The following is a 17,378-nucleotide window of genomic DNA, read 5'->3' as shown; positions in this document are numbered from 1 at the left end:
GTGATGAAGTTATAGAGTGATAAAGCAACTTCACCCTATCACATTATCACATTAACACTCTAACACTTTAATCAACATGTTAAACAAGATTATACATTTCTCACTTCATAACCGCATCCTGGTGCTTGTGGCCTCGGTGTTGTTACTGATAGGCGGAACTTACACCGCCATGCACACGGAAGTGGACGTATTTCCAGATCTCAATGCGCCTACGGTTGTCATCATGACTGAGGCAAACGGTATGGCGGCAGAAGAAGTGGAACAACTCGTCACATTTCCTGTTGAAACAGCAGTGAACGGTGCAACAGGTGTGCGCCGCGTGCGTTCTTCATCTACCAATGGATTCTCAGTAGTATGGGTAGAATTCGATTGGGATACGGATATTTATCTGGCCCGACAGATTGTAAGCGAGAAGCTGGCTGTTGTAAGCGAAAGCTTACCTACCGGGGTAGGTAAACCGACACTGGGTCCACAATCATCCATTCTGGGCGAGATGCTGATTATCGGTCTGACTGCCGACTCTACCTCTATGCTTGACCTGCGTACAATAGCTGACTGGACCATCCGTCCGCGCTTACTCTCTACAGGCGGTGTGGCACAGGTAGCGGTACTGGGTGGTGATATAAAGGAATATCAGATACAATTAGATCCGGAACGGATGCGGCATTACGGTGTTACGCTGAATGAAATCATGACCGTAACCCGTGAAATGAATCTGAATGCAAACGGTGGCGTGCTATATGAATATGGCAATGAATACATTGTACGTGGAGTACTTTCTACCGATCGGGTAGATCAACTGGCACGTGCCGTGGTACGTGGTGGAACCACTTCAGGCAGTGCTCCTATTCTGTTGGAAGATATTGCAGACGTACACATTGGAGCAAAATTACCCAAACTGGGTACAGCATCTGAACGGGGTAAAGCTGCCGTATTGTTGACTGTAACCAAGCAGCCGGCCACCAGCACGCTGGAATTAACGGATAAACTGGAAGCATCCCTGAAAGATTTACAGAAAAATCTGCCACCGGATGTAAAAGTCAGCACAGACATTTTCCGCCAAAGCCGCTTTATCGAAAGCTCTATCGGAAACGTACAGAAATCCTTGTTCGAAGGAGGTATCTTCGTGGTGATTGTACTATTCCTGTTCCTTGCAAATGTACGCACAACAGTGATCTCATTGGTTACACTACCACTTTCATTGATTACTTCACTGGTGACGCTGCATTATATGGGATTCACAATCAACACAATGAGTCTCGGTGGTCTTGCCATCGCTATCGGTTCGTTAGTGGATGACGCCATTGTGGACGTGGAAAACGTATATAAGCGACTCCACGAAAACAAGTTGAAACCTGTGGAAGAACGACTTTCCATATTGGACGTGGTATTCAACGCATCGAAAGAAGTACGTATGCCTATCCTGAACTCTACGCTGATTATCGTAGTTAGTTTCGTGCCGTTATTCTTCCTCACAGGTATGGAAGGCCGCATGCTGGTTCCGCTGGGTATTGCGTTCATTGTAGCATTGGCTGCTTCTACGGTAGTGGCACTGACGGTTACACCGGTACTTTGCTCTTATCTTTTGGGAAAAGACAAGAAGAAGGAAGAGAAAGAAAGCAGCGACTCGTATGTAGCACGTAAAATGAAACAATGGTATGGCGCTGCACTGGCTTTCGTACTGGGACATAAGAAGATCGTATTGGGCAGTACTATTGGTTTGTTCGTAGTAGCCTTAGTATGTTTCTTCACATTGGGCCGTTCATTCCTGCCACCTTTCAACGAAGGTTCGTTTACGATCAACATATCTTCTTTGCCGGGTATCTCGTTGGAAGAAAGTGACAAGATGGGGCATCGTGCAGAGGAATTGCTACTCAGTATTCCTGAAATACAAACCGTTGCCCGCAAGACCGGACGTGCCGAACTGGACGAACATGCACTTGGAGTGAATGTTTCCGAAATAGAGGCTCCGTTCGAATTGAAAGATCGTTCACGTAGCGAAATGGTTGCTGAAGTACGCGAGAAATTGGGCACCATCGTAGGAGCGAACATAGAAATCGGGCAACCTATCAGTCATCGTATCGATGCTATGCTTAGCGGTACGAAAGCAAACATTGCTATTAAACTGTTCGGTGATGACCTGAACCGTATGTTTACTTTGGGTAATGAAATCAAAAGTGCCATCCAAGATATTCCTGGTATTGCCGACTTGAATGTGGAGCAACAGATAGAACGTCCTCAGCTTATCATTTCGCCCAAGCGGGAAATGTTGGCTAAGTTTGGTATCTCATTACCGGAATTCTCTGAGTTCGTGAATGTCTGCCTTGCAGGCGAAACCGTATCACAGGTTTACGAGAAAGGCAAAAGTTTTGACCTTACCGTACGTGTACGTGATGATCTTCGCGACGAAATGGAAAAGATACGCAACTTGATGATAGATACCAGCGACGGAAAGAAAATACCGTTGAACTACATCGCCGAAGTGCGTTCTGCAATGGGGCCGAATACTATCAGCCGCGAGAACGTAAAACGTAAAATTGTGATCTCTGCCAATGTTGCCGACCGTGACTTGCGCAGTGTGGTGAATGATATTCAGGCTCGCGTGGACAAGGACATCAAATTGCCGGAAGGATATCACCTTGAATACGGCGGTCAGTTTGAGAGCGAACAGGCAGCAAGCCGCACCTTATTACTCACATCGCTGATGAGTATTGCAGTGATCTTCTTACTACTTTATCATGAATTCCGCAGTGTGAAGGAAAGTGCGATTATTCTTATCAACCTGCCGCTTGCATTGATTGGCGGTGTATTTGCTTTGTTGATGACAACGGGAGAAGTGAGTATTCCGGCTATTATCGGTTTTATTTCACTGTTCGGTATTGCTACCCGAAACGGTATGTTGTTGATCAGCCACTACAACCACTTGCAACGGGAAGAAGGACTGAATGTGTATGACAGTGTAATCCGCGGTTCAATGGACCGTTTGAATCCAATTCTGATGACCGCGTTGTCTTCTGCTCTTGCACTTATTCCGTTGGCACTGGGAGGTGATTTGCCGGGTAATGAAATCCAAAGTCCGATGGCAAAAGTTATACTTGGCGGTCTTTTAACTTCCACGTTCCTGAACGGTTTCATCATTCCGATTGTTTATCTGATGATGCACCGGAAACCGGCGAATTAACATCCATATAACTATTAACAATATCAAATAATGAAACGAATTCTTATATTTAGTTTTATCACTTTTTTCCTATATGCGGGGATGCGTGCCCAATCGATTGGCATAGACGAAGTGCTGCACCGCATTGAAGCGAACAATAAGGAGTTGCAGGCTAATGCGCAACTTATCACTTCACAGAAATTGGAAAACAAGTCGGAAAACAATTTGCCTGATCCCACTCTCTCGTATGCCCATTTGTGGGGTTCGGAAGATAAGAGCGAGACGATAGGTGAACTTGTTGTTTCCCAAAGCTTTGATTTCCCTACTTTATATGCTACACGCGGAAAAGTAAATCGACTCAAAACCGGTGCGCTTGATGCACAGTCTGCTGCTTTCCGTCAACAATTGTTGTTGCAAGCCAAGGAGCTTTGTTTCGATATCATCATGTTACAGCATCAGCAAGTGATTCTGGATGAACGCATGAAACAGGCTGAGGAACTCTCCACATACTACAAGAAACGTCTGGAAACAGGTGATGCCAATGTATTGGAAACAAACAAAATCAATCTGGAATTACTGAATGTACGTACAGAGTTCCGCGCCAATCAGACTGCGCTTGATAATGCCTGGAAATCTCTCCTTGCACTCAACGGAGACCAGTCTTTGCAAGACAATGAACTGAGCAGTTTCCGTTCCATCAATGATTATCCGTTGCCGCTTCTTCCTAACAACTATGAACAGTTACGTTCGGAAGTGTTGGCAGCTGATCAGACTTTGCTGTCATTGAGCAGTGAAAGTGCTGCTGCCCGCAAACAGATTTCTGCAAGTAAGCAAGGCTGGTTGCCAAAATTGGAACTGGGATATCGCCGTAATACTGAGTCCGGTACTCCGTTCAATGGAGTTGTAGTGGGCTTTTCTTTCCCACTGTTTGAAAACCGCAATAAGGTGAAGATAGCCAAAGCACAATCTCTGAATCTCGACTATCAGAAAGAGAACGCTACTTTTCAAGCTGAGGCGACCTTAGCAAAACTGTATAGTGAGGCGCAATCATTGCAAACCTCCATACAGGAATATAGGGAAGCATTCAGTTCACAACAAGATCTTGCATTACTGAAACAAGCCCTTACCGGTGGACAGATCAGCGTGATAGAGTATTTTGTAGAAGTTTCTGTGATTTATCAAAGTAAACAGAATCTGCTTCAATTGGAAAATCAGTATCAGAAGGTAATGGCACAGATATATAAGAGTAAACTATAAGAATATATTCTTATTATATTTATAAAGAAAGCGAAGAACCAACTCCGGCAATTGAAGGAGTTGATTCTTCGCTTTCTTTATAAATAGCATAACAAATCACAGTTTCGTAATTTTCCCCATAAATAGAATTGCTCCCGTACTCTTTTCCTTAATCACGAAAGCAAAAGGACGGTCTACATAGAAAGAAATAGGAGTAGATGGTCCAACGGAAGTTTCAAACATTCCACCAACTGTAACAGCTGCTGCTTCAGTACCTTCCTCATCTACATTTACATAAGTAAATTGCTGCAAAAGACCAATATACAACTCGGCAGCCGACATTTTTGAGAAATCAGCCTTATAACCATCAAAGGCATCCTTCATCCCCATAGCAACCATATCTTCTATGAGCATCTTGTTATACTCCACTTTAAAACGGGGAAGTTTAACCTGCAATTGCCTGCTCGACAAAGCTGCATTCCATTCCTTCCAGTTTTCATAAGTCAATTCGGACAAACTCTCATCCAAAGTCTTATCCACGGCAGGCAATAAGAGCACCATACTGAAAGCTTCGTTGCCATACGGCAATTCTGCGATAGAGAATGCTGAGTTCTGGACATAATTAAACGTTTCTGTCTGATTCATCATATTCACTTTCTGCTCAGCACCATCAGAATTAGTAAAATTTTCCTGGCGAGTATCCGATTTTTGGAATTGACTCTTCCAAATGCCTTTGAAGTAGAGTGCGTTAATCAAATACATACGCGCATCTTCCGGTATTCTCTGTATAACCTCTTTTATACAATTATTCGTCTGCTCAGCGCACCACCGGTTAATCACATCCTTCGCTGTGGGAGATGTGAAATCAAGTTCCTGTACCTGGGCATCATACATCTTCTTATTCACATCCACAAAAGAATCGTAAACTTTAAAACCTTGTTTTACCCAAATAGAATTGGCGATTCCTAATTGAGTGGTATTATCTAAATCCAATAAAGCTGAAGTTAATTTTTGATTATAATTATTCAGATCATCAAGAGAGAAAGAATCGGCAGGAAATCCCAATACGTCCTGCATTTCAGTAAGCGTATTGCCCGAAGCTCCGTTAGTAATCATTGATAAGCAAAATGATGCACTCAATGGAGACACAAAGACATTCGGCTTTTCCTTTTCGGTACTGCACACCTGATCGAAGAAACGGAAAGCAAAGTCTGTACCTTTGTCCATTAAAGCTTGTTCCGCACGGGTGAGATTGATGTCTTGACGTGGTTTAGGTTCCGGTTGAGGAGGAGTCTCATCATTTTGACAAGCTGCAAGGATACTGAGTAGGCTTAGCGCAGCAATAGTTTTCTTTAGCATAAGCATTATAGTATTAGTTTTCTATTAAGTTACTCTGTTAGAATAAATGCATAAATTTATAAAATACTGCACCACATTACAAATTAAACATAAATCTTTCTTATCTTTGCTCCCGGTTTTGTTGGAGTATGCCTTTCGGTATACTCCATGAAAAGGGAATTGGGTGTGACTCCCAAACAGTCCCGCTGCTGTGATCTCCTATTGCAGGATTTGCCAATCACCTGTGCCACTGCCAATATTCGTATGGTGGGAAGGCGGTAAATCCGGAGTAAGTCAGAAGACCTGCAAAACCGATCATTTCTTATGCCTTCGAGGAAAGGGCATGAGGTGTATCTATTTTTATAGCTTTCTATATATGATAAAAGATAATCTATGTCGGTACATCTGGCTACGGTTTTATTTGTTTTGCTTTGTATGTTGGCTTTGCGCCAGCCTGCAAGCACAACAGGTGGGAGACTCCATTACAGGAAAAGTACATGCAATTCCGGAAGTGGGGATAAAAGGTCGGCGTGTACCACCGGCTCTCTCAGCAACCGCCCCGCTCCAACAGATGAAGAAAACTGATATGGAACGTTTGGGAGTATCGGATGTGGCCGATGCAGTTCGCCATTTCTCGGGAGTCAGCGTTAAGGATTATGGTGGAGTTGGTGGATTAAAGACTGTTTCTGTACGCAGTTTGGGAGCGCAACATACAGCAGTCAGCTATGACGGAGTGACTGTCAGTGATTGTCAGTCAGGGCAGGTAGATATCTCCCGTTTTTCGTTAGACAATGTTTCTGAACTGGCACTCAGCATTGGGCAGAGTGATAATATTTACCAGACAGCAAAGATGTTTGCCTCTGCCGGTGCTTTAAGTATCGAAACCGCACGTCCGGACTTTAGTGACAGACCTTTCCGGTTGCTTGCAAATATGAAAACCGGTTCTTACGGGCTTGCTAATCCTTCTTTATTTTATGCTCAAAAATTAAGTAACCGTTTCAGTCTTTCTGCCCATGCTGATTATTTACGAGCAGACGGCAATTATCCTTTCAAAATGTGGAATGGGAATAAACTGATTGACTCCAAACGAAACAATAGTGATATAGAGACTTATCGGGCAGAATTAAATTTGTTTGTAACTCTGAATGAGAAACAGGATTTGAAAGCCAAAGTTTATCTCTTTGATTCGGAAAGAGGGTTACCCGGCGGAGTAATTTATGACAATCCGTATGCTGCCGAAAGACTATATGACCGTAATTACTTCGGCCAATTGAAGTATGAGAATCGGTTCTCTGAGAAATGGAAACTACAAGCAAGTGGAAAATTTAACTTCAGCTGGAACCGGGACTATAATAATGAATCTTCCGGTATTACAGACAATCGTTTCCGCCAGACTGAGACTTACTTATCCGCTACCCTATGGAACGAACCGGTGAAAGGGTTATCTTTCTCATTAGCACAGGATTTCGCCTATAACTATTTGTCAACGACTTTACAGAACAATCAATATCCGGAACGTTTCACCTATTTAACAGCAATAGCCACACACTATAAAAGCAACCGATTTTCTGCTACCGCTTCCCTGCTGAATACTTATATTACAGAGAATGTACGGACAGGAAAAGCTGCTGCAGACCGTAAACGCCTTTCCCCCGCTGTCAGTCTGTCGTGGAAACCATTTGATTTTGGTCTACGTTTCAGAGCTTCATACAAAGATATCTTCCGTACACCGACATTCAATGATTTGTATTATCTGGTAATTGGCAACCATAATTTAAAGCCTGAAGTTACCCGGCAATTCAATGTAGGTACAACGTGGAGTTCTACTTCATTGGAATTTATCGACTATCTAAGCCTTTCAGTAGATGCTTATTATAATCGGGTGAAAGATAAAATTGTGGCAGTACCCACTATGTTTATCTGGAAGATGATGAATTTAGGTAAAGTCGAAACCATTGGTACGGATATTAACCTGGCAATTGAAAAAGAATTAGCAGAACATTATAAGTTATATCTCACAGGAACTTACAACTTCATGCAAGCGGAAGATATTACTGACCGTAATTCTAAAATATGGCGGAATCAGATTATATATACTCCGAAGCATTCAGGTTCAGGAAGTCTGACTTTTGAGAATCCGTATGTCAACCTGACTTATAACATATTGTACGCTTCGGAACGCTATTCAATTGCCCAGAACATTCCGGAAAATCGTATTAAATCTTACACTGACCACAGTATATCACTCTCGCATACCTTTAAATGGAAGAAGCAGTCACTACGCATACAGCTGGATGCCTTGAACCTAAGTGATAAGAACTACGAAATAGTCCGCTTCTACCCGATGCCCGGACGCAATTACAAAGTAACAATCAACTATAAATTATAAACTAAAAACAAAAACTATGAAGAAGTATTGGTATAAAACCGCCATGCTGGTTATAGCATTAGGAGCATTTACCGCATGTAGTGATGATGACGAACCGACAATTCCGAAAGGACCGATAGCACCTGTTAATGGAGCATATGTTATTAATACAGGAAACTGGGGAAAGAATAATGGTACTATACAATGGTATGACAGAGATCTGAAGACAATTAGTGCAGATTTGTTTGCAGCTGCCAACGGAGCAGGTATCGGTGATGCACAGGACTTGTGTATATATGGTACAAAAATATATATCACTTGTTCCAGTTCAGCCAAGATTGAAGTGGTGGACAGAAAAGATTTCGCTCGTATAAAAACGTTGAACTTAAAAGACGAAAGTGAGAAGTCTATCCAACCACGATATATGACAGCTACCGGAGGAAATGTTTATTTCACCTCATACGATGGCACGGTATCACGCTTGGACACCACGAACCTCTCCATCACCGGAAAGATAGAAATAGGAGATCATCCGGAAGCATTGACTTCTGCAAATGGAAAACTCTATGTAAATCTGTCAAATTATAACAATGATGGTACCGGCAAATACGTGGCAGTTGTCGATATTGCTACTTTCAAGAAAACGAAAAACATAGAAGTACTTCTCAATCCTTATGATGTTTGTACAACCGGAGAAGACGGAAAAGTATATTTCATTTCATGTGGAGATTTCAGAGGAAATCCAGTTCAGACATTACAATGCATCGACCCGCAAACAGATCAGGTTACGGAAATATGCCCAGCCAGCAAAATAGCAATAAAAAACAACAAGATCTATCTCATTTATGCAGAATATTACGAAGATGCCGCTCCTAAAAGCATTTCTGTATATGACATGAATACCAAGCAAACTACGCGGTTTGCCAACTACAGCGATTTCTCCAATCCTGGTAATATTGTAGTCGACCCGGCTACAGGAGATGTAATTATCATCGATCAACCCTTCTCTGCTCTCAACGACATATATGTTTATGGTAGTGACGGCGTACTTAAAAAGAAGTTGGAAACCGGATACTATACCACTAATATGCGTTTTGTAACTGAATAACAGCATGAAACAAATTTCTTTCTTTCTAACCTTTTGGGTGACAGTGTTACTTCTTTCCGCCTGTAGCGGAAAGAACAGCACTGCTTCCGGCTCTGCACAAGGAGACACCATCCCGCTGCACTACTCCGCTAATCTCTCTCTGATAGATTACGAAGATTACATCGTTGCACAGCTACGCAATCCCTGGGATACAGCAAAGATACTACACACCTATGTATTAGTAGACAAAAAACAGCCGTTGCCCCATGAACTGCCTCAAGGCACCCTTGTTCGCACTCCACTTAGTAAAGCCGTCATTTACTCATCCGTTCATTGCAGCTTACTGAAAGACTTTGGTGATTTGAATAGCATTGGTGGCGTATGCGACTTGAAGTATATCAAACTACCGGAAATAGAGGAAGGATGTCGAAACGGAACCATCGCCGATGTAGGTGATGGAATGAATCCCAATATTGAGAAAATCATAGACCTGCATCCCGATGCCATCCTCCTTTCTCCTTTCGAAAACAGTGGTGGATACGGACGTGTAGAGAAACTGAATGTACCCATCATTGAATGTGCCGACTATATGGAAACCTCTTCATTGGGACGTGCCGAATGGATGCGTTTCTACGGTTTATTATTTGGCAAGAAAACAGAAGCAGATGCTATGTTTGCTTCGATAGAAAGAAATTATAAGGATTTGCAAGAATTAGTAAAGCCTATCTCTTTTGCTCCCTCCGTGATGTGTGATTTGAAAACAAGCTCTACCTGGTACACTCCGGGTGGTAACAGTACCATCGCCAAACTATACTCTGATGCAGGTGCCAACTATATTTTCAGAGAAGATACACATAGCGGCTCACTCCCCTATCCTTTCGAAGTTATCTTTGAGAAAGGTCAACAAACGGATTTCTGGCTGATACGCTACAATCAACCCGTAGATAAAACATACGGGGAACTTGAAAAAGAGTTTGCCCCTTATGCAGGTTTCCGTGCCTTCAAAGAACGGAACATCTACGGATGCAATACCAACCGGGTTCCTTTTTATGAAGAAACACCTTTCCATCCAGACTGGTTATTGAAAGATTTAATTAAGATATTTCATCCTTCACTGTTGGAAGGGTATGAACTGAGATATTACAATAAATTAGCAGAGTAAAATCTGCGGTCTATTTCAGAATGAAAGCAAAAGGATATATATATGGTATAGCACTGTCAGTCCTCATTCTCGTATTGATGGCTGCCAATCTCTGGTTCGGTTCAATCAATATCCCCGCCGGAGCAGTGTGGAATACCCTCACAGGAAATGAAGTAGAAAAAGCCAGCTGGACTTTTATTATCTGGGAGTCCCGTCTGCCACAAGCCGTCACGGCATTACTATGTGGTGCCGCACTCGCAGCTTCGGGACTGATGCTGCAAACGGCATTCAACAACCCACTGGCAGGTCCATCCATCCTGGGCATTAACTCAGGAGCAAGTCTTGGTGTCGCATTGGTGATGTTAGCCGGTGGAGGAAGCATTGCTACAGGGGTATTCACCTTATCCGGTTTCTTCTCCGTGATACTTGGTGCCTTCATCGGGTCGATGGTGGTAATGGGACTTATCCTTTTCTTTTCTACACTGATTAAAAGCAATATCATGCTGCTGATTACAGGTATCATGATCGGTTATATCACTTCGTCCGCTATTTCATTGCTCAATTTCTTTGCAACAGCCGAAGGGGTACATTCTTATATGATATGGGGTATGGGAAACTTTGGAGGGGTCTCGTTGCAACAACTCCCCTATTTCTCTATTTTCTGTCTGGCAGGTTTGTTACTTTCCATCTTGCTTATCAAACCTCTGAATGCCCTGCTACTGGGTACACGCTATGCTGAAAACTTAGGAGTAAACATCCGTCGCACAAGAAATCTGCTACTGATTGCTACCGGACTACTGACAGCTGTCACCACTGCTTTCTGCGGACCTGTGGCTTTCATCGGTCTGGCCGTTCCTCATATCTCCCGCCTGATGCTGGGCACATCCAATCATAATTCACTGCTTCCCGTCACTTTGCTGACGGGTGGTGTGATTGCTTTGCTCTGCAATCTGATCTGCATTCTTCCGGGCGAAGCAGGTATTATTCCTCTCAATGCGGTGACTCCAGTACTGGGTGCGCCTGTTATCATTTATGTCATTGTCAACCAACGTAAAATACAATACTTCAACTGATGGAAAGAGCTGTTATCACCGCAAGCGATTTATGCATCGGCTACCGCCAGGGAAAGCAAGAAAAACGGATACATGAGCATCTCTTCTTCCGGCTCTACCCCGGAGAACTGACTTGTCTGCTGGGAGCTAACGGAACCGGCAAATCGACTCTGCTCCGCACTTTGGCTGCTTCACAACCAGCGTTGTCGGGTGAATTACTTGTACAGGAAAAGCCGTTGTCCGCCTATTCAGAGAAAGAACGTTCACGTACCATCGGCGTAGTACTAACAGACAAGACACAGGCAGGCGGACTGACTGTATATGAGTTGGTAGCCTTGGGACGGCAACCTCATACGGGGTTCTTCGGCAGATTGAACAAAACGGATCATTCTATCATTGAAGAAGCTCTGGAAGCTGTAAGCATCAGCCATAAAGCCCACAGTTATACCGCAGAGCTATCGGATGGAGAACGGCAGAAGGTTATGATTGCCAAGGCATTGGTACAAGAGTGTCCGCTCATTCTGCTGGATGAGCCGACAGCTTTCCTGGATGTAGTGAGTCGTATTGAAATTATGACGTTGCTTCATCGCCTGGCAGTAGAACAAAAGAAAGCAATTCTGCTTTCCACTCATGACATAGAACAGGCATTGGTACTGGCAGATAAACTTTGGTTACTTTCCAAAGAAAACGGACTGCAATGCGGAGTAACAGAAGATATGATTCTGAGTCACCGGATGGACGGCTTGTTCTCCCGTAACGATATCCGGTTTGATTATGCGCACGGGGTATATTATCCCAAAGTAGACAGCCACCGCCGTATCAGTGTAGAAGCCAATGATGAAGTATTACTGCATTGGACAACAAACGCACTCAATCGTCATGGATACGCTTGTCACCCTGTCTCTTCACCGGAAACCAACGAATCGCCGCGTTTGCAGGTTTTAGCTGCCGACCACTTCATATTACACACAGAGGGACAACACGAATATCATTCTTTTGAACAGTTGCTTGCAAACATCTGATTAAGATTTCAGTAGCATCAGTATCTCATCCGGCAAGTATCCGCTCCGGATGCGCCACTCCTGCGGGTAAAGGTTATTAGCCCGGTTACCGATATTCTTCACAAAGCCCAGAGGAATATTCTTATACGTCAACAGCACATAACCGCGTGGAGCAGAACCGGAAAGTACAATGGCTTCCTTACGCAAATAAGCAATAGCCTGTTCATAAGAGATCTCTTCACGAGGAAAAGCATCGGAAACCGGTACAGTGCTCATAGCAAGAGCATGATTGGGAATCAAGTCTTTTCCTTTCACTTCGGCAAGAGTAACACCTGCCTGAACAACGCGAAGGGATTGTTGGAAAATGGATAATTCGGATATATATTCTTTAGGGAAAGCTGTAATATTCATTCCATTTGCAGAAACTTCATAGTCCTCTGCCGAAAGAAGCCAGGCACGTGCAGCCAATAATTGTTCCTTAGATGCTCCGGCGTTAACTTTAGAGCTACCCGTTTTTTTCTTTCCTTGTGAAGAAGTGGATTTGTAGCGGATTTGTGCTGCCTCTCCTTCCGGTTTACGAAGCACGGCAAGGAAAAAGCCTTCACCCTTTATACGGTGAGGCAGGAAACGATATATAGGAAAATCTTCACCTACAAGCAAGTTTCCGGTAATGTTCCACGTTGCCGGAGCATCTACAGGAAGTATCTCTGCACCGAATTCATCGTGCGTCCAACGGATATTTTCTTCATCTTCCTTTGTGTTATACGTACAAGTGCTATAGATAAGCAACCCACCGGGTTTCAGACTGGGCCATATATCGGAGATGATGCGCCGTTGACGTTGCCAACAGATTTCCACATTCTCCGGACTCCACTCGCTGACGGCAACAGGATCTTTACGGAACATGCCTTCACCGGAACAGGGAACATCGGTCAGGATAATATCGAAGAAATCTTCCAGACCAGCGAAATCTGCCGGATCATTATTGGTCACCACGACACCGGGATGCCCCCACTTCGTCAGATTCTCCGCCAGAATTTGCGAACGGTTACGAATCACTTCGTTTGCTACCAGCAGGCTACCCTCGGGCAATACACTGCGAGCATGAGTAGATTTTCCACCGGGAGCAGCGCAAAGGTCAAGCATTACGGAGGGTGTTTCGCCGATATATTGCTTTAATGCCTGCTCCACAAACATGGAAGATGCTTCCTGTACATAATAACATCCGGCATGAAACAACGGATCGAAGGTAAACGTCAATCGACGGTCGAGATAGTAACCTGTTGCCGACCAAGGCACACGATCGGAAGAGGCATGAAAAAGACTGAATGAAGAACTGGATAGTTTTTCTTCATTCAGTCGGATGCTTACGGGCTGTTCGTCATTCAAGGCATCAGCCAGTTTGTTATATTCTTCATCTCCCAGGAGGGAACGGGTACGGTCTGCAAAAGATACGGGTAAGTCCATGTGCCAAATTATTTTATGTCCGCAAAGGTAATGCAAATCGAATGCATAACTTTCATGCTTGCATAAAAAAGTTATGTTGAGATGTAGCTTATCTTCTTCAAAGGAACATAAAAAGGCAATACAAGACAAAACTGCCGGGTACTAAAAACTAAGCTTGACGCCCGCAAAGTAGGAACGAGGTGCCCCCGGACCATAAATGTAACCGGAATCACGAGTGGCTCCTTTATCAAAATCTTTCTGATAAGAGTTGAATATATTTTGTACTCCTACGTTGAATTGCAGGCACATGCCGGAGAAATCTATATCATAAGCGACTTTAGCACCCAGTTCAAAGAAATCCGGGCTCTTCACCAACAAGTCTGCCGTACCATCTACTTCGGACATCAGGTGAGGCACATACATTTGCCCGGTATAATTACCGTTCAAGGCCACCGACAATGCCTTTGTGGGATTGAAAGTAGCAGTAAAATAGCCATAAACATCGGGGGTACGCAATAACCGGTCGCTATATCGTTCTTTGTCAGACAGGTGCTCTTTGTCTGCGCTCCACTCCTCGGGAGAGTCGTACAGACTGCGTTGCACAGTCAGTCCCGCCTGCAACTGGATTTTATCACGCCAGGCAATCTTTCCTTCCAATGTACCGCCATATACTTTTGCACCGGAACCGTTGACACGGGTTTGTATCAGATATCCGCTACCGTTCGGATCTTCTACCGGTGCTGTCAGCACAAATGGATCAGAGAGTTTTGTGAAGAAGCCTTCTACCAACAGGTTTGCCTGAAAGTCACCGAAATAGTGATACCAGTCCATCGAAGCATTCACACTGCGCGAACGTTCCTCTTTCAGATCCTTGGCACGAACGATGGAAATCAACTCGCCTCCCACATTGCTAATATGCAGGTCTTCGTCGAAAGCCTGCGGAGCACGAAAACCTTCGGCATAACTGAAACGGATATTTATATCTTGTGTAGGATTGTAGCGGATATTGGCACGAGGGCTGAAGATGGCTTTATTCATAATACTGTTCTTATCCAGACGTCCGCCTATCAGGAAACTCCATTGCTCACTTTTCCATTCATTCTGCACGTAGGCACTTGCTATGTTCACTATTTGCTTCAAGGGATCGGGCGTATACTTATCAATCAACTGTTGCAGACGGTCGCCTGTTGCAGTAGGATCTTCCGCCAGGGCAGCATCGCGGTATTTTTGCATGTCTGTTGCCTTGTCATCCAGATTATCATGGTTAAATTCCACACCACCCGTCAAGTCGGAAGGCATGAAAAAGAGCTTATCAAAATGATAGATATACTGAGCACCCAATACGCCGGTAAAGTCTGTGGTATGCCCATAGGCACTGTAATAACTATCGCGCACGATATGCTGGGCAGAGGCGTATGCATTGAATGAGTGTTTCTGGTCCTTGGAAAAGGCACTGAACTTCAATCCGCCCGTATTGATGGAATGTTCAATCTGCTCCACCAGTCCGGGCTTACCGGAACCATTCAAATTGGCATCTTCGGCAATGTGAGGCGGCAGATCAAAGCGGTTACCGCCACGACGAAACTCTTCCATGTGATGATATTCCAGATTCAGCTTGGAATAGGGATTCAGTCTATAATAAGCGTTTATGCCTACTGTCTGGTTCTTCAATTTGGGCAATTCGGAAAAGCCGTCCCCATTGGAATCCCATGCTGAACGGTGACGGTTCTGCCCGTAGATGTAGGCTCCCATTTTGTTGTCCGAAGATACCAGGGAAAGATTAAGCGTGGTATTATTGTCAAACGAACCGGAACCATCGAAATTGGAGATGGAGTGGGCAAACGAACCGGAGTTGCGGAGAGGTTCCTTCGTGATGATATTCACCGTTCCGGCAATGGCGGAAGAGCCGAATAGGGCCGAACCACCTCCACGCACCACTTCCACACGCTCTATCATGTTGGCGGGAATTTGTTCCAGACCGTAGACACCTGCCAGTGCAGAGAAGATAGGGCGGGAATCGATCAATATCTGTGTATATTTTCCGTCCATACCATTGATACGTACCTGAGAGTAACCACAATTCTGGCAATCATTTTCTACACGTACACCCGGCTGGAATACAAGCCCCTGCGATAAGGTGTGCGAATTGGTCATATCGAATAGTTTCGGTGTAACGACTTTTACCAAGGTAGGTGCCAGTCGGCGGGCGGTTTCATTACGATTGGCTGTAACAACTACGCCATCCAGGGCTACCATGTCTTCTTCCAGTTCGAAGTTTTCTTCCAGTGTCTTGCCTCGTTTCAGGGTTACTTTTCGTTCTTGTGGCTTATAACCTACGGCACTGACGGAGAGCGTAAACTCACCTTCCGGAAGGTTCTTCAAAAAGTAGTGTCCGGTACCATCAGTCATGGTTCCGATAGTGGTCCCTTTCAGGGCTACTGTCATATAAGGAAGGTGTTCTCCTGTTTTTTTCTCCAGTACGTGGCCGATGATATTGGCATCGGATTTATTTAAATCAATGGCATAAGCAGTGTGGGAGAGCAATGTACACATTACTCCCACCACGAAAAAGATATATTTTTTCATGTAGTTCTAATTTTTAATGGATTTTAAATAAAGGGGGATCCTATTGTCAATGAACTACAGGTGGTGCACGCAGGCTGATGCCGCAACGAACTCGCACGCACTTGATATGTTCCACAGCCGGAACACTCAGTACACGCAATAAAACAAGGAGAGCCGATGCGACAAAAAGAATAGCAGGCAAAGAAGAAGCTACAAAAGAAGAAAGGAAGAATATCGTTTCAACCTGTGCTTCCGTATGGCTATGTTCACCTTTGAAGGGATGGGAATGCACAATAATTACCCCATTTACCACATGCGAGTGAGTAAACAGCGTAATTCCTCCTAAATATGCAATAAATAATAAAGGAAGGAACCATTTCAGTATATTCCGTAACTTCTCCAAAAGCGTTTTTAATATAGGTTTGCGAAAGTAACACTAATTACAATAAGAAGCAACCGGATTTAGGTGTTTTAACCGGATATGGAGCAAAATACCTACATCTTATGAGTACAAGATTTCGATATTACATTAAGTAAAGCTGACTCATATTGGAGAAGAAAGGAGGAAAAAGAGTGATAAGGCGGTAGGGTGATAAAGTGGCTGCGCTATATATCACAGAGTGTTATCCCGCTACCACCTTATCACATTATCACATTTTGTTCATAACCGGAAAGAAATGAACTAAATGCAACAGCTAATTCCTTTCTTAGGCATTCCTATGCTTTTTCCCTTCCAACGGTTAGCCCTTTCCATCCGAACGTTTATTCTTTCCACCGTGGAGTTTCTTTCTTTCCACCATGGTGGAAAGAAAGTTTCCCCGTGATGGAAAGAAACTTTTTCCATGGTGGAAAGAATAAGTACCTACTACTATTTTCCTTAACCGTCGCAGCGAAAAGGGATAAAAGTGGCGATGCAGCGGCTTAACCTCTGAAACTTAATATTATTTATGCGGATAAGGAGTTGGATTGTGTTCATATAGGGAA

At 43.9% G+C, this 17,378-nt stretch carries 11 protein-coding genes and 1 riboswitch; of the genes, 7 read left to right on the top strand and 4 right to left on the bottom strand.

Annotated features, from left to right (window positions below):
* Positions 1–76 precede the first annotated feature (76 nt).
* On the top strand, positions 77–3,181 hold the full coding sequence (locus DW182_RS16675) for an efflux RND transporter permease subunit (RefSeq protein WP_118296232.1): 3,105 nt from the start codon (positions 77–79) through the stop codon (positions 3,179–3,181).
* A gap of 30 nt (positions 3,182–3,211) precedes the next feature.
* Positions 3,212–4,417 (top strand): TolC family protein, encoded by a 1,206-nt coding sequence (locus DW182_RS16670; RefSeq protein WP_007667909.1) that lies wholly within the window; start codon positions 3,212–3,214, stop codon positions 4,415–4,417.
* A 96-nt stretch (positions 4,418–4,513) separates the two neighbouring features.
* Here DW182_RS16670 and DW182_RS16665 read toward each other — a convergent pair whose 3' ends face one another.
* Positions 4,514–5,755, bottom strand: a complete 1,242-nt coding sequence (locus tag DW182_RS16665) for a serpin family protein (protein ID WP_118296250.1) — start codon at positions 5,753–5,755, stop codon at positions 4,514–4,516.
* Positions 5,756–5,856: 101 nt separating this feature from the next.
* Positions 5,857–6,060, top strand: a riboswitch (cobalamin riboswitch).
* Between the two features lie 50 nt (positions 6,061–6,110).
* Here DW182_RS16665 and DW182_RS16660 point away from each other — a divergent pair.
* Genes DW182_RS16660 through DW182_RS16640 form a run of 5 tightly spaced genes read left to right on the top strand, consistent with a single transcriptional unit; the run spans position 6,111 to position 12,404 of the window.
* Positions 6,111–8,123: a TonB-dependent siderophore receptor gene (locus tag DW182_RS16660; protein ID WP_117707797.1), complete on the top strand. Its 2,013-nt coding sequence runs from the start codon at positions 6,111–6,113 to the stop codon at positions 8,121–8,123.
* Positions 8,124–8,139: 16 nt separating this feature from the next.
* Positions 8,140–9,210 carry a DUF5074 domain-containing protein gene (locus DW182_RS16655; RefSeq protein ID WP_118296231.1) on the top strand — a complete coding sequence of 357 codons (1,071 nt, stop codon included), beginning with the start codon at positions 8,140–8,142 and terminating at the stop codon, positions 9,208–9,210.
* A 4-nt stretch (positions 9,211–9,214) separates the two neighbouring features.
* Positions 9,215–10,351 (top strand): ABC transporter substrate-binding protein, encoded by a 1,137-nt coding sequence (locus DW182_RS16650; RefSeq protein WP_115503581.1) that lies wholly within the window; start codon positions 9,215–9,217, stop codon positions 10,349–10,351.
* Positions 10,352–10,371: 20 nt separating this feature from the next.
* A complete protein-coding gene (locus tag DW182_RS16645; protein ID WP_007667916.1) occupies positions 10,372–11,403 on the top strand; it encodes an iron ABC transporter permease in 1,032 nt (343 codons plus the stop codon).
* Positions 11,400–12,404: an ABC transporter ATP-binding protein gene (locus tag DW182_RS16640; RefSeq protein ID WP_181996143.1), complete on the top strand. Its 1,005-nt coding sequence runs from the start codon at positions 11,400–11,402 to the stop codon at positions 12,402–12,404. Before DW182_RS16645 ends, DW182_RS16640 begins: the two co-directional genes overlap by 4 nt.
* Here DW182_RS16640 and DW182_RS16635 read toward each other — a convergent pair whose 3' ends face one another.
* From DW182_RS16635 to DW182_RS16625, 3 genes are all read right to left on the bottom strand, one after another.
* Entirely contained in the window at positions 12,405–13,850 is a 1,446-nt protein-coding gene (locus DW182_RS16635; RefSeq protein ID WP_118296229.1) for an rRNA cytosine-C5-methyltransferase, read from the bottom strand.
* A 141-nt stretch (positions 13,851–13,991) separates the two neighbouring features.
* Entirely contained in the window at positions 13,992–16,415 is a 2,424-nt protein-coding gene (locus DW182_RS16630; RefSeq protein ID WP_118296228.1) for a TonB-dependent receptor, read from the bottom strand.
* 46 nt (positions 16,416–16,461) lie between these two features.
* Positions 16,462–16,797: a hypothetical protein gene (locus DW182_RS16625; RefSeq protein WP_118221303.1), complete on the bottom strand. Its 336-nt coding sequence runs from the start codon at positions 16,795–16,797 to the stop codon at positions 16,462–16,464.
* Positions 16,798–17,378: the final 581 nt, after the last annotated feature.

The organism is Bacteroides sp. AM16-24 (assembly GCF_003471885.1).
Taxonomy (GTDB): domain Bacteria; phylum Bacteroidota; class Bacteroidia; order Bacteroidales; family Bacteroidaceae; genus Bacteroides.
Note: the sequence above shows the minus strand (reverse complement) of the source record. Positions and strands in the feature narration are given on the sequence as shown.